Origin of the sequence: Hamadaea tsunoensis DSM 44101, from assembly GCF_000428945.1 — a bacterium.
Classification (GTDB): Bacteria; Actinomycetota; Actinomycetes; order Mycobacteriales; family Micromonosporaceae; genus Hamadaea; species Hamadaea tsunoensis.
The window spans coordinates 26914-46368 of record NZ_AUAX01000024.1; the positions used below are offsets into that span (position 1 = coordinate 26914).

General features: G+C 69.6%; 16 protein-coding genes and 2 pseudogenes. 6 read left to right on the plus strand and 12 right to left on the minus strand.

Features of this window, described 5'->3' with window-relative positions; genetic code table 11:
- The first annotated feature begins 110 nt into the window (after positions 1-110).
- Positions 111-1724 (plus strand): hypothetical protein, encoded by a 1614-nt coding sequence (locus G401_RS53490; RefSeq protein ID WP_051367321.1) that lies wholly within the window; start codon positions 111-113, stop codon positions 1722-1724.
- On the opposite strand, the pseudogene coaE reads toward G401_RS53490, so the two are convergent.
- Positions 1711-2304 (minus strand): annotated as a pseudogene (gene coaE / locus G401_RS49265) (dephospho-CoA kinase); the annotation flags it as partial. The gene G401_RS53490 and the pseudogene coaE sit on opposite strands and share 14 nt — an antisense overlap.
- 122 nt (positions 2305-2426) lie before the next feature.
- Here coaE and G401_RS0129305 point away from each other — a divergent pair.
- Positions 2427-2615, plus strand: coding sequence for a hypothetical protein (locus tag G401_RS0129305; RefSeq protein WP_027345282.1), 189 nt, complete (start codon positions 2427-2429; stop codon positions 2613-2615).
- 87 nt (positions 2616-2702) lie between these two features.
- On the opposite strand, the gene rpsA is transcribed toward G401_RS0129305, so the two are convergent.
- Positions 2703-4178 (minus strand): 30S ribosomal protein S1, encoded by a 1476-nt coding sequence (gene rpsA / locus G401_RS0129310; protein ID WP_027345283.1) that lies wholly within the window; start codon positions 4176-4178, stop codon positions 2703-2705.
- A gap of 33 nt (positions 4179-4211) precedes the next feature.
- Here rpsA and G401_RS58445 point away from each other — a divergent pair, with 33 nt between their 5' ends.
- The 3 genes from G401_RS58445 (at position 4212) to srmL (ending at position 6738) form a co-directional block, all read left to right on the plus strand.
- Positions 4212-4343, plus strand: coding sequence for a hypothetical protein (locus G401_RS58445; RefSeq protein ID WP_281174215.1), 132 nt, complete (start codon positions 4212-4214; stop codon positions 4341-4343).
- A gap of 245 nt (positions 4344-4588) precedes the next feature.
- The gene (locus G401_RS0129320; protein WP_027345284.1) at positions 4589-5377 is read left to right on the plus strand and encodes a class I SAM-dependent methyltransferase; all 789 of its coding nucleotides are present in this window, start codon (positions 4589-4591) and stop codon (positions 5375-5377) included.
- 173 nt (positions 5378-5550) lie between these two features.
- Positions 5551-6738 carry a PheS-related mystery ligase SrmL gene (srmL, locus tag G401_RS0129325; RefSeq protein ID WP_084557740.1) on the plus strand — a complete coding sequence of 396 codons (1188 nt, stop codon included), beginning with the start codon at positions 5551-5553 and terminating at the stop codon, positions 6736-6738.
- A gap of 157 nt (positions 6739-6895) precedes the next feature.
- Here srmL and G401_RS0129330 read toward each other — a convergent pair whose 3' ends face one another.
- Positions 6896-7735, minus strand: a complete 840-nt coding sequence (locus G401_RS0129330) for a DUF6585 family protein (protein WP_027345286.1) — start codon at positions 7733-7735, stop codon at positions 6896-6898.
- 44 nt (positions 7736-7779) lie between these two features.
- Positions 7780-10452: a DNA polymerase I gene (polA, locus tag G401_RS0129335; RefSeq protein ID WP_027345287.1), complete on the minus strand. Its 2673-nt coding sequence runs from the start codon at positions 10450-10452 to the stop codon at positions 7780-7782.
- 71 nt (positions 10453-10523) lie between these two features.
- Here polA and G401_RS53495 point away from each other — a divergent pair, with 71 nt between their 5' ends.
- The gene (locus G401_RS53495) at positions 10524-11255 is read left to right on the plus strand and encodes a hypothetical protein (RefSeq protein WP_051367323.1); all 732 of its coding nucleotides are present in this window, start codon (positions 10524-10526) and stop codon (positions 11253-11255) included.
- Here G401_RS53495 and G401_RS0129345 read toward each other — a convergent pair.
- From G401_RS0129345 to G401_RS0129380, 8 genes and pseudogenes are all read right to left on the minus strand, one after another.
- On the minus strand, positions 11232-12011 hold the full coding sequence (locus tag G401_RS0129345; protein ID WP_027345288.1) for an amino acid ABC transporter ATP-binding protein: 780 nt from the start codon (positions 12009-12011) through the stop codon (positions 11232-11234). The two genes, G401_RS53495 and G401_RS0129345, sit on opposite strands and share 24 nt — an antisense overlap.
- Positions 12008-12940 (minus strand): amino acid ABC transporter permease, encoded by a 933-nt coding sequence (locus tag G401_RS0129350; protein ID WP_027345289.1) that lies wholly within the window; start codon positions 12938-12940, stop codon positions 12008-12010. Before G401_RS0129350 ends, G401_RS0129345 begins: the two co-directional genes overlap by 4 nt.
- Positions 12937-13857: an ABC transporter substrate-binding protein gene (locus tag G401_RS0129355; protein WP_027345290.1), complete on the minus strand. Its 921-nt coding sequence runs from the start codon at positions 13855-13857 to the stop codon at positions 12937-12939. The genes G401_RS0129350 and G401_RS0129355 overlap by 4 nt, the downstream gene beginning before the upstream one ends.
- Before the next feature lie 123 nt (positions 13858-13980).
- A complete protein-coding gene (locus G401_RS0129360; protein WP_034593552.1) occupies positions 13981-14709 on the minus strand; it encodes an ABC transporter ATP-binding protein in 729 nt (242 codons plus the stop codon).
- A complete protein-coding gene (locus G401_RS0129365; protein ID WP_051367324.1) occupies positions 14706-15557 on the minus strand; it encodes an ABC transporter ATP-binding protein in 852 nt (283 codons plus the stop codon). The genes G401_RS0129360 and G401_RS0129365 overlap by 4 nt, the downstream gene beginning before the upstream one ends.
- A 137-nt stretch (positions 15558-15694) precedes the next feature.
- Positions 15695-16828: pseudogene (locus tag G401_RS49275) on the minus strand (branched-chain amino acid ABC transporter permease); the annotation flags it as partial.
- A 2-nt stretch (positions 16829-16830) separates the two neighbouring features.
- Positions 16831-17883, minus strand: a complete 1053-nt coding sequence (locus G401_RS0129375; protein ID WP_084557742.1) for a branched-chain amino acid ABC transporter permease — start codon at positions 17881-17883, stop codon at positions 16831-16833.
- Between the two features lie 140 nt (positions 17884-18023).
- The gene (locus G401_RS0129380; RefSeq protein WP_027345294.1) at positions 18024-19283 is read right to left on the minus strand and encodes a branched-chain amino acid ABC transporter substrate-binding protein; all 1260 of its coding nucleotides are present in this window, start codon (positions 19281-19283) and stop codon (positions 18024-18026) included.
- Positions 19284-19455 lie beyond the last annotated feature (172 nt).

Below are 19455 nucleotides of genomic sequence, written 5' to 3' on the forward strand. Positions count from 1 at the left end.
TGCGTCGGGGAACGTTTCGACCCGTGTGCCAGGGAACGATCGAGTGCCCGGAAACGCCGTAAATGCGACAGGGCCGTCACCCGCCACCCGCCCCCGCAGTTCTGCATGCCGTGGAGTCCGCCCGCCCCAACCGCCGCCGCCGGTTCGCCTCGATCATGACGGCCGGATGTCTCGCCGTGGGTGCCCTGCTGGGCCTGACCCAGGGCATCAGCGCCTGCTCTCCGCCGAAGCCGGCGGCGGCCGAGCAGCCGAGGCCGCTCAACGCCGTCGAGGCCGACCGGCTGGCCCGGGTACGCGTACGCGACTACTCCGACGGCCGCGTGGGAATTCGGGGCCAGGTCGGCGACGCCACGAAGCAGATACGGTTCACCGGCTGGGTCGACTGGCGGCAGCCGCTGCTGTACGTGCGCACGGACGCGCGGGCGGGGATGGCGGCGCTGCTCATCCAGGCCGAACCGGGCCTGATGGCGATCCGGTCCGACCCGCACCCGTCCGCCACGCCACCGCCGCCTGGGACGATGCCGCCGGCCGTGGCCCCGGCCGACAACTGGCGCGTACGCCCGCTCGGCCTGCCGCTGCCCGACAAGCCCGATCCGATGGACTCGCTGGTGCAGTTGCTGTTCGCGCTCGCGGCGAACCGTCCGGACGACCCGGGACTGCTGCAGCGGACGGATTCCCGCTGGATCCGCCACGACAGCTACCAGGGCACCGCGGTAGAGGTGCTGATGGGACCGGCGCTGATGCCCCAGCCGGTCCCCTCGGCCTCGGGCGGCGTCCTCGCCCCCGCGCACAACGAACTACTCGCCGCGTCCCCCACAGCGAGCACCAGCCCGAAGGCGAGCACGACTCCGAAGGCGGGCACCAGCCCGAAGCCCGGTTCGACTCCGAAGCCCGGCCTGACTTCGAGCAGCCCCGGGCCGAACGAGCTGCGTGCCCACGGCGGTGCGGTCGCGTACTGGGTGGACGGACAGTCCCGGTTGCAGCGCCTGGAGACCCTGCTGTCCGACACCGTCTCCGCGCGGGTGGACTTCGACCGGTCCGCGCAGCCCGTTCCGGTGCCGATCGCGGCTCTGGGCGGCGCGCGGATCAGCCCTCGGAAGGTCACCTCCGTCGAGGCGAGGGCGCTGTCGATGATGCGCCGCCGTACGCTGTCCGCCCGGGGCGGGACGATGTCGATCACGATGCCGCTCGCCCCGTCCGGGATGGTGCTCGCCGAAGGCTGGCTGGACTGGCGGGCGGGGGTCGCGTACGCGTTGGCGCACAACGAGGACGACTCGAAGCTGAACGCGCTCGTGCACGCGGGCCACACGAAGATCTCGTTGCGGGCGGCGGGGAGCCTGGTCAAGCCGCCGCTGCCCGCACCCCGGGGCGCCTGGGAGGTACGCGCCTGGGAGGACCTCGGCGTCACCGCCCCGGCCACGGATCTCGACGTCCTGCTGCACGAGGCGCTGTCGATCGGGCTGAACGCGGCCGACGACCCGAAGGATCTGCTGGACCGGGCGTACCGGCTGCGGGTCGACAAGCTCGACGGCCGGACGGTCGGCGTGTTCGAGATCCACTCGCCGGGCGACCGGGCCACGCCGGCGGGCACGGCCCTGATGCGCTACTGGGTCGACGCGTTCGGGGTCGTGCACCGCATCGAACTGCGTACGCGGGTCGGCTTCGCCCAGCTCGACCTCGCGATCGGGTCGAAGCTGCCTACGCTGCCCGCGCGCGTGGCCTGAGCTCCCGTTCCCAGACGTCGTCCACAGTGGAGTGCAGGTCGGCGAGCGTACCGTCGTTGGGGATGACCACGTCGGCCACGGCCCGGCGCTGCTCGTCGGTGGCCTGGGCGGCGATCCGGGCACGGGCCTCGTCCGCGGTCATGCCGCGGGTGCGGATCAGGCGCTCGATCCGGGTGGTCTCGTCGGCGAGGACCACCACGACGAACTGGTAGCGCCCGGCGAGCTTCGCCTCGACGAGCAGCGGCACGTCGTTGACGACGACCGTACCCGGCGGCACCGCGGCGGTCAGCTCGGCGATCCGCTGGGCCACCCGTGGATGGATCACCGCCTCCAGCCGGCGCCGCGCCTCGGCGTCACCGAAAACCTTGCGCGCCAAGGCCGCCCGGTCGATGCCGCCGTCCGCGCCGAGCACACCCGGGCCGAACTCCGCCACGACCGCCGCGTACCCGTCGGTGCCGGGCTCGACGACCTCGCGCGCGATCCGGTCGGAGTCCAGCACGACCGCTCCCAGCTCGGCCAGGCGCGCCGCCACGGCGCTCTTGCCCGACCCGATACCTCCGGTCAGCCCCACGAACAGCATGGACACACCCTACCCAGGTCCGCGCGGGGCGGCGTGGCGGCAATCGCTTCCGGCTAATCCGACATAAAGTTCATTTCGTGGCGTACGCGCGGGGAAGGCATCGGCAGGGCAGACCGGGATCGGTGCCCTTCCGCATAGGCCCGCGGCCCCGGCAGTGGGCGGGCCCCCGGCACGGCCGGCGCGGGTCGACGCACCTGGTCTCGCCGGCCGCGTTCACGGTGACGTTGATCGTCTGTGCCGCGGTGGCGGCGGTCAGCTTCGCGGCGGCCGCCCGCGGTGTCGTCGCGGTGGCGACGATGCTGCTCCCGTAGCGGGTGCGTGTTCCGTAGCGATTCTTCGCGGACAAGGCGAGGCCCGCCCCCTTCCGGGGACGGGCCTCGTTGCGACTGTTCAGCGGGTCACTTGCCGCCGGCCAGCTTCTCCTTCAGCGCGGCGAGCGCCTCGTCGGTGGCCAGGGTGCCCGTGGGCTCCTCGGTCGCCTTGACGGGGGTCGACGTCGAGACGTTGCCCACCGGGGCCTCCGTCGCGGCGGCCGCGTCGGCGGCGCGAGAGGTCTGCACCTGCTTGGTGTGGGCCTCCCAGCGCTGGCGCGCCTCGGCGTACTGCGTCTCCCAGGTTTCGCGCTGCTTGTCGTAACCCTCGAGCCACTCACCCGTCTCCGGGTCGAAGCCCTCGGGGTAGATGTAGTTGCCCTCGTTGTCGTACGTGGCCGACATGCCGTAGAGGGTCGGGTCGAAGTGCTCCTCGCCCTCGACGAAGCCCTCGTTGGCCTGCTTCAGCGACAGCGAGATGCGGCGACGCTCCAGGTCGATGTCGATGACCTTGACCATGACGTCGCTGCCGACCTGGACGACCTGCTCCGGGATCTCCACGTGGCGCTCGGCCAGCTCGGAGATGTGCACCAGGCCCTCGATGCCGTCCTCGACGCGCACGAACGCACCGAACGGAACCAGCTTGGTGACCTTACCGGGCACGATGTTGTTGATCGCGTGCGTACGCGCGAACTGGCGCCACGGGTCCTCCTGCGTCGCCTTGAGCGACAGCGAGACCCGCTCGCGGTCCAGGTCGACGTCCAGGACCTCGACCTCGACCTCCTGGCCCACCTCGACGACCTCGGACGGGTGGTCGATGTGCTTCCAGGACAGCTCGGAGACGTGCACCAGACCGTCGACACCGCCGAGGTCCACGAACGCGCCGAAGTTGACGATCGAGGAGACGACGCCCTTGCGGACCTGGCCCTTGCCGAGCTTGTTGAGGAACTCGGTACGGACCTCGGACTGCGTCTGCTCCAGGTACGCCCGGCGGGACAGGACCACGTTGTTGCGGTTCTTGTCCAGCTCGATGATCTTCGCCTCGAGCTCCCGGCCGACGTACGGCTGGAGGTCGCGCACACGGCGCATCTCGACCAGCGACGCCGGGAGGAAGCCCCGCAGGCCGATGTCCAGGATGAGACCACCCTTGACGACCTCGATGACCGAACCCCGAACGACGCCGTCCTCGTCCTTGATCTTCTCGATCGTGCCCCACGCCCGCTCGTACTGCGCGCGCTTCTTCGACAGGATCAGACGCCCCTCCTTGTCCTCCTTCTGGAGAACAAGGGCCTCGATGTGGTCACCAACCGTGACGACCTCGGAAGGGTCAACGTCGTGCTTGATCGACAACTCGCGCGAGGGGATGACGCCCTCGGTCTTGTAGCCGATGTCGAGCAGGACCTCGTCCCGATCGACCTTGACGACGGTGCCTTCGACAATGTCGCCGTCGTTGAAGTACTTGATGGTCTCGTCGATCGCGGCGAGGAATGCCTCCTCAGAACCGAGATCGTCGTGGGTGATGACCTTGGTGACGCTCGAGGTGGCCTCGATGCTGCTCGTCATGTGGACTGTTGCTCCGGTCGGATGGTCGTCGTGGTGACAGACGTCTGGTTGCCCAGCCGCACCGCCGCGCCCGCCGCCGGCATCGAGGACGACCGTCGCATCCGGCGGAAACCGGATGTAGCGATGATCACCGATATCGACGACCGCGAACCTGCTCCCTACTGAGGCACGCAGCGCGCAAGTGCACTGAACAGCTTACCGTGCGCCTTAGCACACGCCGCAACCCCTCCCGATAAGAGAGGCACCACCTTCGCCGCAACGCCCGTGTAGATGAGGTTATGGGCCGACTGTGTGCTCGCTCACACCAATAGGATGACGGCGTGCCCGACGCCGTTTTCGCCAGCGCCCGCCCGTCCGCTCCCCCTTCCGCTCCCCTGACTGCTCCCCCGGCCGCGCCCCCAGGCGAGGGCATCCCCGCCCGCCGCGCCGTGACCAGCGGCGAGAACCGCCGGGCCAGCCGGCACTGGTGGGACGAGGACGCCGACGAGTACCAGGCCGAGCACGGGGACTTCCTCGGCCGCGCCGACTTCGTCTGGTGCCCCGAGGGCCTGCGGGAGGAGGACGCCCGCCTGCTCGGCGACGTCGCCGGCCGGCGCGTCCTCGAACTCGGCTGCGGCGCCGCGGCCGCCGCCCGCTGGCTGGTCGCCCAGGGCGCGGAGGTGGTCGCCCTGGACCTGTCCGGCGGCATGCTGCGCCACGCGCGGGAGGCGGCCGACGCGACCGGTCTGCGCCCGGCCCTCGTCCAGGCCGACGCGCTGGCCCTGCCGTTCGGCGACGCCGCGTTCGACATCGTCTGCACCGCCTTCGGGGCGATCCCGTTCGTGGACGACTCCGCGCTCGCGATGCGCGAGGTGTTCCGGGTGCTGCGGCCCGGCGGCCGCTGGGTGTTCTCCGTCACGCATCCGATGCGCTGGATCTTCCTCGACGAGCCGGGCGAGGAGGGGCTGATGGCGGTCAACTCGTACTTCGACCGCAGCGCGTACGTGGAGCAGGACGAGAACGGCGTCGCGACCTACGTCGAGCACCACCGCACCCTCGGCGACCGGCTGCGCGAGCTGATCGCCGCCGGCTTCGTGCTCACCGACCTGGTCGAGCCCGAATGGCCCGAGGGCCACGAACAGATCTGGGGCCAGTGGTCACCCCTGCGTGGCCACCTCTTCCCCGGCACCGCGATCTTCTGCGCGGCCAAACCCGCTTGATCGCGTACGCGTCCCCGCGCACACTGGACGCCATGACAGCCGCCGCGCGATTTGCCGGCCCCCGGACTCCGGTGGGCTGACTTCTCCGCGTGCGCAGGCACCTCGCGGCCCCCGGCAGAGTCCGGGGGTTCTCGCATTTCCGTGGCATCGGCCGCACCCGCGAGGAGATCATCATGGACACCGTCCCCACCGCTCGAATCGACACCGCCCGACTCGGCACCGCCCGAATCGGCACCGCCCGGCTCGACGCCGCTGAACTCGGTGCCACTGAACTCGGTGCCGCAGAGCTCGACGCCGCGCTGCGCCTGCGCGACTTGTCCGATCCGGCCGCCGGCCCGCACGCGATGCAGGTCGTGCTCGAACGGATCGAGGCCGCGCTGGCCGCCGCGTGGGGCGTACCGGTCCGGCGCGACCGGGGCAGCCGCGTCGTCGAGGTCACCGACAACTACGACGCCCTGCGGTACGCGCCCGACGCCGTCACCCGCGACCGCCGCTACACCCGCTACATCGGCGCCGGACGGATGCTCCGGTCGCACACCACCGCCCGGATTCCGGGGCTGCTCCGGGAGGTCACCGGGGACGTGGTGCTGTGCGTGCCCGGGCTCTGCTACCGCCGCGACGTCATCGACCGCCACCACGTCGGGCAGCCGCACCAGCTGGATCTGTGGCGCGTACGCCGCAACGGCCGCCTGACCGGCGAGGACCTGGAGTGGATGGCGGGTCTGATCGTCGGCGCGATCCTGCCGGGCCGCCGGTGGTGGACGGTGCCGAGCGAGCATCCCTACACAGTGGAGGGACGCGAGATCTACGTCGAGGACGGCGGCGGCGCGGTCGAGATCGGCGAATGCGGTCTCGCGCACCCCGAGGTGCTGGCCGCGGCCGGGCTCGCGGGCGCGTCGGGGCTCGCGATGGGCCTCGGCCTCGACCGGCTGGTGATGCTGGCCAAGGGAGTGCCCGACATCCGGCTGCTGCGCTCCGCCGACCCGCGCGTCGCCGCCCAGATGCTCGACCTGGCGCCCTACGTACCGGTCTCGATGATGCCCCCGGTACGCCGTGATCTCTCCCTCGCGGTGCCGGCCGATCTCGACGAGGAACTGCTCGGTGACCGCGTACGCGGACTGCTGGCCGAGGAGGCCGAGGCGATCGAGGAGGTGGTGCTCCTGTCCGAGACCGCGTACGCCGCCCTGCCCGACTCGGCGCGCACGCGGATGGGGATGCGGGACGGGCAGAAGAACCTGCTGCTCCGCCTGGTGCTCCGGCATCCGGACCGGACCCTCACCGACGCCGACGCGAACGCCCTGCGCGACCGCGTCTACGCCGGCCTCCACGAAGGCACCCGCTCCGAATGGACCACTCGGTAACCCACCCCACAGCCCCCAAGATCCCGCTTGGATCAGGGAAATCACCCGAATCTTGGGCCATGATTCGGGTGACAACCGTGATCCAAGCGGGATCTTGGGCCGGGGGATCTTGGGGCGGGGGATCTTGGGGCGGGCAGGGGTGGCGGGGTGGGGTGGGTCAGAAGCGGCCGGCGGTCTGGCGGCCGCGGTCGAGCAGCGTGAGGAACACCGGCAGGTTCGGGATCCGCTTGCACTGGCGGCTGAAGAACGAGATCCGCTTCCCGGCCCGGTCGACGAAGACGTAGCCGCGCTGCACCCGCAGGTCGCTGATCTCGGGCCAGGGCAGGACGCCCTTGCCCGTCTGCAGGCCGGCCTGCGTGAGCTGGACGTCGCCGAACGGGATCGGGTGCCCGGCGCGCAGCGCGTCGATCGCCAGGGGCACGTGCGCCTCGGCCACGCCGCGCTGGATGACCGGCCCGAACGCGGCCATGTTGGTGTTGTTCGAGTGCAGCCTGACCTTGCGCCCGTCGGTCATCGTGATCCGGTAGATGTAGTTCGTCCCGGTGTTGACGCCGTTGACGTAGGTCGTGGTGATCTCCTGGAACACCGTGGCCATCTGGTCGAACCGGTACGCGACCGGACCGGTCTTGGCCATCTCGATGTAGCCGTTGGCGAAGGACTGGAACGGCCGGGCCGCCGCCTTCGCGGAGAACACCGGACTCTGCGTCGCCAGGTAGCCGGCGAAGCCGAGGAATCCCAGGCCGATCAGGCCGAAGATCGACCCGAGGAGGATCATCGGCGCGGCCTCGCCGGCGTCGTCGCCGACGGCGCTGAGGGCGATGCCGAGCCCGATGGGCACGAAGACCACGCCGAGCAGCACGCCGGCGATGATGCGCCGCCAGCCCTTCGCCCGCGGAAAGGTGGCGACGTGCTGGCCGAGGCGGTGCTCGATCGCGACCGAGACCGCCTCGGCAGACAGCGATTGCGGCAGGTAGGCCGCGGTGGGAGTGGTGGACACGAGCGCCGATCCAAGCACAACTCGACCGGCCCCGCTGCCCCGGCCTAGTGGTCGGCGGCGTTCCAGTCCGTGCCGGCGCCGACCGAGACCTCCAGCGGCGTACGCAGTTCCCACGCGCCGGCCATCTCGCGGCGGACCAGCGCCTCGGCCCGCTCACGTTCGCCGGGCGCGACTTCGAGGACGAGTTCGTCGTGCACCTGGAGCAGCAGCCGGGACGACAGCTGCTCGGACCGCAGGGCGGCGTCGACGCGCAGCATCGCGATCTTGATGATGTCCGCGGCCGACCCCTGGATCGGGGCGTTGAGCGCCATCCGCTCGGCCATCTCGCGCCGCTGCCGGTTGTCGCTGGTCAGGTCGGGCAGGTAGCGGCGGCGGCCGAGGATCGTCTCGGTGTACCCGTCGCGCCGGGCCTGCTCGACGACGCGGTGCAGGTAGTCGCGGACGCCGCCGAACCGGGCGAAGTACTCCTCCATCAGCCCGCTCGCCTCGGCGGTCGAGATGTTGAGCTGCTGCGACAGCCCGTACGCCGACAGCCCGTACGCGAGCCCGTAGGACATCGCCTTGATCTTGCGGCGGTGGTCGGGCGTGACGTCGTCGGTCTGGAACACCCGCGACGCGACCGTCGTGTGCAGGTCCTCGCCGGACATGAAGGCGTCGATGAGGCCCTCGTCGCCGGAGAGGGTCGCCATGATCCGCATCTCGATCTGCGAGTAGTCGGCGGTCAGCAGCGTCTCGTAGCCCTCGCCCACGACGAACGCGCGCCGGATGCGCCGGCCCTCCTCTGTCCGGATCGGCACGTTCTGCAGGTTCGGGTCGGTGCTCGACAGCCGGCCGGTCGCGGCCACCGTCTGGAAGAACGTGGTGTGGATGCGGCCGTCGTCGCTGACCGACTTGAGCAGGCCGTCGACCGTGGACTTCAGCTTGGCGACGTCCCGGTGCCGCAGCAGGTGTTCGAGGACCGGGTGCGTGGTCTCGGCGTACAGCCACTGGAGGGAGTCTGCGTCGGTCGTGTAACCGGTCTTGATCTTCTTGGTCTTCGGCAGGTTCAGCTCGGTGAACAGGATCTCCTGCAGCTGCTTGGGCGAACCGAGGTTGAACTCGCGCCCGATCACCCCGTACGCCGACTGGGCCGCCGACTTCACCTCGCCCGCGAAGAACGCCTCCAGCTCGCTGAGGTACTCCGTGTCGGCCGCGATACCGGTCTTCTCCATCGCGGCGAGCACCCGGATCAGCGGCAGCTCGACCTCGTCGAGCAGGCGCGTCCCGCTGCCCTCGCCGCGGTCGAGCTCGGTTCCGAGCGCCTCGACGAGATCGAGGGTGGCCCGGGCGCGCAGCATGAGCGCCTCGGCCGCGCTGTCCACACCGGACGAGTCGCCGAAGTCGAGGGCGAGCTGCCCGTCGTCCGGCGTCTCGGTACGCAGTTCCCGGTGCAGGTACCGGACCGACAGGTCGGCCAGGTCGTAGGTGCGCTGATCCGGCCGGGCCAGGTACGCCGACAGCGCCGTGTCGGCGGCGACCCCGTCCAGCGACCAGCCCCGCGCCTCGAAGGCGAGCAGGGCGGGCTTGACGTCGTGCAGCACCTTGGGCCGGTCGGCGGCGGCGAGCCAGGCGGCGAACGCGTTGTCGTCGGCGGGGTCCAGCTCGGCCGGGTCGAACCAGGCGGCCGCCTCGCCGGTGGCCAGCGCGATCCCGGTCAGGCTGCCGGTGCCGCGGCCGAACGAGCCCGCGACGGCGACGCCGACCAGGCCGGTCGCCTTCTCGCCCAGCCAGGCGGTCAGCGCGCCGGGCTCGGTGAGCACGTCGCCGGTCAGCTCGAAGCCCTCCTGCGCCTCCGGCTCGGTGTTGTCGAGGTACTGGTAGAGCCGCTCGCGCAGGACGCGGAACTCCAGGGTGTCGAAGACCCGGTGCACGGCCTCGCGGTCCCAGCCCGACCAGGCCGTCTCGGTCGCCGCGAAGGGCAGTTCGACGTCGTCGACGAGCAGGTTGATCTGGTAGTTGCGCATGACGCCGGCCAGGTGCTCGCGGAAGCTCTCGCCGGCCTTGCCCTTGATCTGGTCGGCGCTGTTGATCACGCCGTCGAGGCCGTCGTACTGCTCGATCCACTTCGCGGCGGTCTTCGGCCCCACCCCCGGTACGCCGGGCAGGTTGTCGCTCGACTCGCCGACCAGCGCGGCCAGGTCGCGGTACCGGCCGGGGCCGACGCCGTACTTCTCCTGGACGGCCGCCGGGGTCATCCGGGCCAGGTCGGAGACGCCCTTGCGCGGGTAGAGCACGGTGACGTCGTCGGTGACGAGCTGGAACGCGTCGCGGTCGCCGGAGCAGATGAGGACCTTCATGCCCGCCTCGCGGCCCTGCCGGGCCATCGTGGCGATGATGTCGTCGGCCTCGAAGCCCTCGATCTGCACGTGCTTGACCTGCAGCGCGTCCAGCACCTCCTGGACCAGCCCGACCTGCCCCTTGAACCCTTCGGGCGACTCCGACCGGCCCGCCTTGTACTCCGCGTACTGATCGGTGCGGAAGGACTTGCGGGACACGTCGAAGGCCACCGCGATGTGCGTCGGCTGCTCGTCCTTCAGCACGTTGATGAGCATCGACGTGAAGCCGTAGACGGCGTTGGTCGACTGCCCCGTCGACGTGGAGAAGTTCTCCACCGGCAGCGCGAAGAACGCCCGGTAGGCGAGCGAGTGGCCATCAAGCAGCAGCAGTCGGTCAGTCACCCGGGAAGCCTATGCCAAGCCCCCGACACTTCCGCGCCGCCACTTCCGCGCCGCCGCGGTAGGGTCCGCGCGTGGATCAACTCACCGAGTTCACGGCGGAGATCGCCCGGGAAATCGACCGCGTCTTCATCGGCGCCATGCAGGCCGCCCGCGCCCACGGCGGCCTCGAACTCGGCCGCAGCTACGGCGGTCCGGAAGCTGTCGGCGTCCTCATCGACCTCCGCACCAGGCTGGGCGAAGAGGGCGGCAAGGTCACCAACGAGCAGTTCGTCCCGTTTCGTCGCTACTGGGATCCGGCCCAGACCCACCAGGCTCTCCTCCGCCAGGCCGAGCTAGGCATGATCACCTACGAGGACGGCACCATCGAGGCCACCGGCAGAGGCCGCGAGCTGATCACCGCCGTCTACACCCTCCATGCCCGGATCACCCGCTCCTGGCCCGAGCACCTCGCCCCCTGGGCACATCGCGTCCTTCAGGCGGCTCGGATCTCACCGCCCGAGACCGCCGACGGGCACGCCCTCGCCGCCGTCGCTCCCCCTTTCGAACCTCCGGGTACGCCTACCGGTGTGCTCCTGTTGAACAGACTGAGCTGCCTGCGCTACGCGAGGGCGGATGCGCACGCGTCGGCGTGGCAGTCCGCCGGCGCCACGGCCGCCGAGATGTCCTCGGAATCGGTCGACCACGCGACGCGTACACGGATCGAGGAGAGAACGAACGAGACGGCGGCCGGGCCTTGGACGGCGCTCTCGGACGCGGAGCGTGACGAGTTCTTGAAAGGCTTACAGGACCTTCGCCAGGAATGACTTCGTGCGTTCGTGCTTCGGGTTCGCGATGACCTCTCGGGGATTCCCGGACTCGACGACCACGCCGCCGTCCATGAAGACCAGGAGATCGCCCACCTCGCGCGCGAAGCCGATCTCGTGGGTGACGACGACCATGGTCATGCCCTCGCGGGCCAGGTCCTTCATGGCGTCCAGGACCTCGCCCACCAACTCGGGGTCCAGGGCGCTGGTGGGTTCGTCGAAGAGCATGAGCTTCGGGCGCATAGCCAGCGCCCGGGCGATGGCGACCCGCTGCTGCTGGCCGCCGGACAGCTGGTTGGGATAGCTGGTCGCCTTGTCCGCCAGGCCGACCCGGGCGAGCAGGGCGCCGGCCCGTTCGCGGACGTCGGCCTTGCTCTCGCCCTTGACGCGCAGGGGCGCCTCCATGACGTTCTGGAGCGCGGTCATGTGCGGGAACAGGTTGAACCGCTGGAAGACCATGCCGATGTCGCGGCGCTGCTCGGCGATCACCTTGTCGTGCAGTTCGTAGAGCTTGTCGCCCTTGCGGCGGTAACCGACGAGCCGCCCGTCGATCCAGATCTCCCCCGCGTCGATCTTCTCCAGGTGGTTGAGGCAGCGCAGGAAGGTCGACTTGCCGGACCCGGACGGGCCGAGGACGACGCAGACCTGCCCGCGCTCGACCACCATGTCGATGCCGCGCAGCACTTCCAGCCGGCCGAAGGACTTGTGCACCCCGACGGTACGCACCATCGGCCCGGTCGGGTCCACGTCGGTCATACCGCACCGCCCTGCTCGCCCGCGATGCCGGACAGCCGGATGCGGGCCTGTTCGGTGCGGTGGCCGCGGGCGAAGTGCCGTTCGAGGTAGTACTGGCCGACCAGCAGGACGCTGACGATGGCGAGGTACCAGAGGCAGGCGGCGACGTACATCGGGAACGGCAGGAAGAACCGCGAGCCGATGGCCGAGAGCTGGTAGAACAGCTCGGTCGTGACCGGTACGTAGATCAGCAGCGAGGTGTCCTTGAGCATCGCGATGGTCTCGTTGCCGGTCGGCGGGATGATCACACGCATGGCCTGCGGCAGCACGACGCGGCGCAGGGCCTGGCCGCGGCTCATGCCCAGGGCGGTCGCCGCCTCCTCCTGGCCGGGGTCGACCGACTGCATGCCGGCGCGCACGATCTCGGCCATGTACGCGGCCTCGGACAGCGCGAGGCTGATCGTGCCGGCGATGAATCCGGTGAGCAGCGACCGGGTCTCCACGGTGAACAGTCGCATGTGGAGGTCGGTGACCCCGAAGATCTTGCCGATGTAGGTGTCGAACGGGACGCCCAGCGACAGGTTCGGCCACAGGATGTTCAGGTTGCCGAAGACCGCGAGCAGGACGATGCGCGGCACCGCCCGGAAGAACCAGGTGTACGCCCACGACACCCCGCGCAGCACCGGATTCGGCGACAGCCGGGCGATCGCCACGAGGACGCCCAGGCCGATCCCGAAGATCATGGCGAGCACCGTGACGAGGATCGTGCCCTGCAGGCCGCGCAGGACGGCCGGGGTGAACATGTGGCGGAACATGAACCGCCAGTGGAAGTTCTCGTTCGTCACCAGCATGTGGACGAACATCGCGGTCAGGACCGCGAGGAAGCCGACCGCCACCCACCGCCACGGGTGGCGGACGGGAACGGCGCGGATGGGTTCGGGCTGGCTCACGCCGGGTTGATCTCCGAGGTCTTGATCGCGCCGTCGCCCACGTTCCAGGCGTCGAGGATCTTCTTGTACGAGCCGTCGTCGATCAGGGCCTGCGTGGCCTTCTGGATCGCCTGGGCGAACTGCATGTCCGACTTCTTGACCACGTAGCCGTACGGGGCGGAGTCGTAGATGTCGCCGAGCTTCTCGAGCTGCCCGTTCGACTGCTGGACCGCGTACGCGATCACGGGCGAGTCGGCCAGCATCGCGTCGTCCTTGCCGGACACGACGGCGTTGGCGGCCGCGTCCTGCCCCGGGTAGGGGTCGATGGTGACCGCCGGCTTGCCGGCCGACGTGCAGGCGGTCGAGCGTACGGTGATGTCGTCGACCTGCACCGTGTCCTTCTGGACGGCGATCCGCTTGCCGCACGGCTCGTCGATCGACACCCCGGCCGGGTTGCCCTTCTTCGTCGCCCACTGCGTACCGGCGTTGAAGTAGCTGACCATGTTGGCCTGCTGGATGCGGTCCTTGTTGATCGTGAACGCGCTGACGCCGGCCTCGTACTTGCCCGTCCCGACGCCCGGGATGATGTCGCCGAACGTGCTCTGCTGGAACTCGACGGTGAGCCCGAGCTTGGCCGCGACCGCCTTGAACAGGTCGGGGTCGAAGCCGATGACCGTCTTGCCGTCCTCGGCCAGGAACTCGGCCGGCGGGTAGGTCGCCTCGACGCCGGCCGTGATCTTGCCGTCCGCCTTGATCGCGTCGGGCACCATCGCCGCCAGGGCGGCATCCGCGGTCACCGTGGGCAGCGGCTGCGTCGTGGGCGTCGTGCCGGTGCCGTCGTCACTCCCGCAGGCGGAGAGCGCGACGCCGGCGGCGATCACGACCGTGGCGTACCGGACAGCGGCATATCGGGCAGTGGCAAAATGGACAAATCGCACCTACGCAGGGTAACGCGCCGGTCATCGTCCGCGGGCCGGTTCGCGTACGGCGCGTCCTGACGAGCTCGTCCTGCATGGAGCGAGCCGGGGCCCGTGGACCCCGGCTCGCTCGTGGACGGTGCCTCAGCCGCCGAGGTACGCCTTGGCGATCTCGGGGTCGTTGCGCAGCTCCCGGGCGTTGCCGGAGAGCTTGATGGTGCCCGACTCCAGCACGTACGCCCGGTCGGCGACGCTCAGCGCCGCCCGCGCGTTCTGCTCGACGAGCAGGACGGTCGTGCCCTGCTCGCGGATCCGCCGGATGGTCGCGAAGATGACGTCGACCAGCACCGGCGCGAGGCCCATCGAGGGCTCGTCCAGCAGCAGCAGCCGGGGCCGGGCCATGAGCGCCCGGGCGACCGCCAGCATCTGCTGCTCGCCGCCCGACAGCGTGCCGGCCTTCTGCGAGATGCGCTCGCGCAGCCGCGGGAACAGCTCCAGCATGCGCTCCTGGTCCTGGGCGATCCCGGCCTTGTCGTTGCGCAGGAACGCGCCCAGGTCGAGGTTCTCCGCCACGGTCATCCGCGGGAAGATCCGCCGGCCCTCGGGCGACTGGGCCAGACCGCGCTTGACCACGTCGTGCGCGGGCAGGCTGTCGATCCGCTGGCCGAGGAACGTCACCGCACCGCTGCGCGGCCGGATGAGCCCCGACACCGTACGCAGGGTCGTCGACTTGCCGGCGCCGTTGGAGCCGATGAGCGTGATGATCTCGCCCTCGTTGACGGTGAGGTTGAGCCCCTTCACCGCGGCGATGTTGCCGTAGTACACCGACAGGCCGGAGATCTCCAGCATCGGACCGGCGGGAGTGGTGGTCATTCGCCCTCCTCGTCGGCGATCGTGATGTGGTTGTCCCCGGCCGAACTGCCCAGGTACGCCTCGACGACCCGGGGGTTCGTGCGGACCTCCTCGGCGGTGCCCTCGGCGATCTTCTCGCCCCGGTCGAGCACGGTGATCCGCTCCGACACCCGCATGACGACGCTCATGTCGTGCTCGATGAGCAGCACCGACACCTTCCGCTCGTCGCGTACGCGGTGGACGAACTCGACGAACGCCGCCGACTCGCGCGGGTTCATGCCGGCCGTCGGCTCGTCGAGCAGCACCACGCGCGGCTTCAACGCCAGCGCCCGGGCCACCTCCAGCCGCCGCTGGTCGCCGTAGGACAGGTTGCGGGCGTACTCGTAGGCGGTCTTGCCGATGCCCACGAAGTCCAGCAGTTCGAGCGCGACCTCGTGCGCCTCGCGCTCCTCCCGGCGCTGCCAGGGCAGGCCGAGCACGGTGCCGAAGACGCCCGACTTCAGGTGGGAGTGCATCGCCACCTTCACGTTCTCCTCGGCCGTCATCAGGTTGAACAGCCGGATGTTCTGGAACGTGCGGGCGAGCCCGAGGGAGGCGATCCGGTTGGGCGACATCCCGGTGACGTCCAGGCCGTTGAGGACGACCCGGCCGCCCCGGTCCGGCTGGTAGAGACCGGTCAGGGCGTTGAAGAAGGTGGTCTTGCCGGCGCCGTTCGGCCCGATGAGGCTGACGATGCTCTGGTCCGGCACGGTGAACGAGACGTCGTTGACGGCCACGAGGCCGCCGAACGTCACGGTGATGTTCTCCGCCGACAGCGCGGCCGGGGCCGGGGCCTCGGCTTCCGGGACGGCGGTCTGGGTTTCGGTCACTTGACGGCTCCCGCCTGGTCCACGAGCTCCTCGTCGGGCTCCTCCGCCTGCGTGTCGCCGGCCGCGCCCTCGTGCAGGACCAGCCGTGTACGCCGTTCGGGCAGCAGGCCCTCGCGGCGGAACAACATCATGATCACCAGCGTGCCGCCGAAGATCAGGAAGCTGTACGACGGGAAATCGATGTTCGTACCGAACGTGCCGTTGACCGTGTCGCCGATCTCCGGCAGGCCGGTCGAGTTGAACCACGCGATGAGCAGGGCGCCGACGAGCACTCCCCACACGTTGCCCATGCCGCCGAGCACGACCATGGCCAGCAGCGTGATCGACACCGAGAAGGTGAACGGGTCGGGCAGCATCCGGTTGAGCTGCAGCGCGTACGCGACGCCGCAGATGCCGCCCGCGACGGCACCGACCGCGTACGCGGCCAGCTTGGCCCGCATCAGCGGTACGCCCATCGCGCTGGCCGCCAGCTCGTCCTCGCGGATGGCCAGCCAGGCGCGGCCGAGCCGGCCCTGCCGGATGCGCAGCGAGATGAAGATGATCAGCGCCGTGAGCAGCGTGAACATAATGAAGCGGCCGGAGTGGTCGAAGGCTAGCAGGTCACCCCAGCCCACGTCGGTGTGCTGGGCGACCCCCGCCACGACCGTGGTGCGGGCGGTCACGCCCTCGACCGCATCGATCGGGCCGATGCTCTGCGTGCCGTTGGAGATGTTGTGGCCGAAGAAATCGTCGCCGTTCTTGAAGATCTGCGGAATGATCTCACCGAAGCCGAGCGTCACCAGGGCGAGATAGTCGCTGCGCAACCGCAGCGTCGGCGCGCCGATGATGACGCCGAACAAGGCGCAGAACGCGGCCGCCCCGATCAGCACCAGCAGGATGTTCAGGTGCAGGCCCGTCTTCGTGCCGGGCGCGGCGTTGCCCAGGATGTTGATCGCGCTGACCGGGACGAAGTACGACATCAGCCAGGCGGCCGCGTACCCGCCCAGGGCCCAGAAGGCCACGTAGCCGAGGTCGAGCAGGCCGGCGTAGCCGACGACGATGTTCAGCCCGAGCGCGCTCATCGCCCAGATCAGGGCGGTGTTGATGGTCCCGAGGGGCATCCAGTGCTGGACGACCGTCCGGATGTCCGGCGTGAGGTACGGCAGGATGAAGCTGTAGAAGATGAAGATCACCACGGCGGCGATGGCGAACCCGATCGGCCACGATCGCTTGGTCCGGTCGACGTTCTGCGGCCGCTGGGGCACGGGTACGGCGAAATTCGGCTGGGCCATGGTCACACCTTCTCCCGCATCGAGACGCCCATCAGGCCGGTCGGCTTGAAGACCATGAACAGGATGAGGATCGAGAACACGACGCTCTGCGTCCAGCGCTGGCCGGCGCCGTAGCGTACGCCCTCGTTGAGGCCCTGGATCAGGCCGATGAGGACGCCGCCGAGCACCGCGCCCGGCAGGCTGCCGATGCCGCCGAGGACGGCCGCGGTGAACGCGATGAGGCCCAGCTGCAGACCGAGGTCGTAGCGGGTGGTGCCGACCGTCTGCTCGTACATCAGGCCGGCCACGCCCGCCAGCGCGCCGCCGATGCCGAAGGTGAAGGAGATGATCCGGTTGACGTTGACTCCCATCAGCCGGGCAGCGTCCTGGTCCTGCGCGGTGGCCCGCATCGCCTTGCCCATCCGGGTCTTGGTCACGATCCAGGTCATCAGGCCGAGGATCGGGATCGTCACCGCCAGCACGATGAGGAAGGACGTGTAGATGCGTACGCCGCCGAGGTCGATGTAGCCCTGCGGGAGCACGCTCGGCTGGCTCTTCTGCGTCGAGCCGTTCCACTTCAGACCCACGAACTGCAGGACGAAGCTCATGCCGACCGCGGTGATGAGCGGGGCGAGCTTCGGCGCGTGTCGCAACCGCCGGTACGCGAGGAACTCGATCGACATGTTGATCGAGGCGCAGAACAGAATCACGAGGACCAGCGCAACGAGGAAGGCCACCCAGCCCATGGCGCTCATGGCCTTGCTGCCGAAGACGACGGTGATGATGAAGCCGCTGAAGAGCGTACCGAGCATGAAGAGGTCGCCGTGGGCGAAATTGATCAGCTCGATGATGCCGTACACGAGCGAGTAGCCCAGCGCGATGAGCGCGTAGAGCGCGCCGTTGCTGATGCCGAAGACCGCCGCCGAGAGGAACTGCTGCGGGTTGTCGAGGAAGTTCACGACGAGCCATGCGAAGACTGCCGCGAGGATCGTGTACGCGGCCACGCGCTCGCCGTACGCGGACAGGCGCAGGCGGCTCTTCGGCAAGGACGCCGCCGCTGTCGGGGACTGTGCCATGGTGCTCCTTGGGAGGGCCGGTGTGGGCCGCCGGATCGGCGGCCGGCCTGGGTGGTGAAAGAGCCGGCGCGGCGGTCAGCCGCGCCGGCTCTCTTCTGTTTCCGACCGGGTCGATTACCCGGGATCTTCCGATCCGAGGATCAGCTGACCGGCCAGGCCTTGATCGAGGTCTCCTTGCCACCGGTGATGGTCTGGATCGTCATGTCGATCGCGTTGACGTCACCGGAGGCCGGGTCGATCTTGATCTCCTTGCCGAGGATCGCGGTGTCGGCCGGGACGGTGATGCCCGTGCTGCCGCCGAGAACCTGCGACGTCACGCTCTTGCGGGTGCCGTCCGACTTCTCGATCGCGGCCAGGATCACCTGGAGCGCCTGGACGCCGTAGAGGGCGTACGGGCTGGCCGGGGCCTTGCCGTACTCCTTGTTGTAGTCGTCCAGGAACTTGCCGGTGATGGCGGTCTTGCCCAGGTCGTCGAGGCCGAGACCGGGGAAGGTGTTGTAGATGCCCTCCGCCTCGGGCATGGCGTCCAGGTCGGTGTAGCCGACCCAGCCGTCGGGGGTGACGACCTTCACGGTCTTGTTGTCGCCGAGGATGCGGACCTTGTCCTTGAGCAGCTGGCCGCCGTTGTTGTCGAACACGCCACCGAAGTAGACGCAGTCGACGCCGTCCGTCTTGGCCTTGTTGAACAGCGCGTTGTAGTTGGTGGCCTTGCCGTCCCAGGCAGCCGTCGTGACGGTGATGCCCTTGGCCGTGGCCTCCAGCGCGAACTGCTTCGCGACACCCTTGCCGTAGGTCTCGGTGTCGTCGAGGACCAGGCACTTCTTCACGCCCAGGTCCTGGGCGGCCATCTGGGCGCCGGCCTTGCCCTGGAGGTCGTCGGTGGTGACGACGCGCGCGTAGTTACGCGTGTTGGTCGGGTAGTACTTGTTGGGCTCGTTGTCGCTCCACGCCTTGGTGAGGCCGGGGTAGGTGTTCGCCTCGGAGATCATCAGCATCGGGCCGGACGGGTCCTGGTTGAGCACCGGGATCTCCAGCTGCGCGCAGCCGGAGTTGTAGGTGCCCATGACCGCGACCTCGCTGGCGTTCGCGACGTGGTCGTTGGCGTTCTTGGTGCACTGCGAGGCGTCCCACTTGCCCAGCGCGGCGGTCGCGTTGTCGTACTTCTTCAGCGTGACCTTGTACTTGCCGGCCTTGCCGTCGTGCTGCTTGAGGTACAGCTCCATCGCCTGGTACGTCGAGTCGGACGCGTCCTTGGACGAACCCGTGAAGGGCAGGTCCACGCCGACGACGACCTCGGTGGTGGCCGAGCCGCTATTGCCGGACTTGTCACACGCGGTCGCCGTCAACGCGGTGGCGGTCGCGGCGACGAGCACGGTGAGTGCCTTGATGCGCCTGTTCATCCTTGTCCTCTCGACTCCTCAACCCAAGTGGGCGCCTCGGGCACGGGCCCGCGGCGCTCGCGGCGTACCAGCGCTCAACAGCCAATTCGGTGATCCTGGCTGTGATGCGGCACACCGGTGGCGCGAACGTAGGTTGTCGACGAGAGCTGTGTCAAGGCTTGGGACGCCCCAC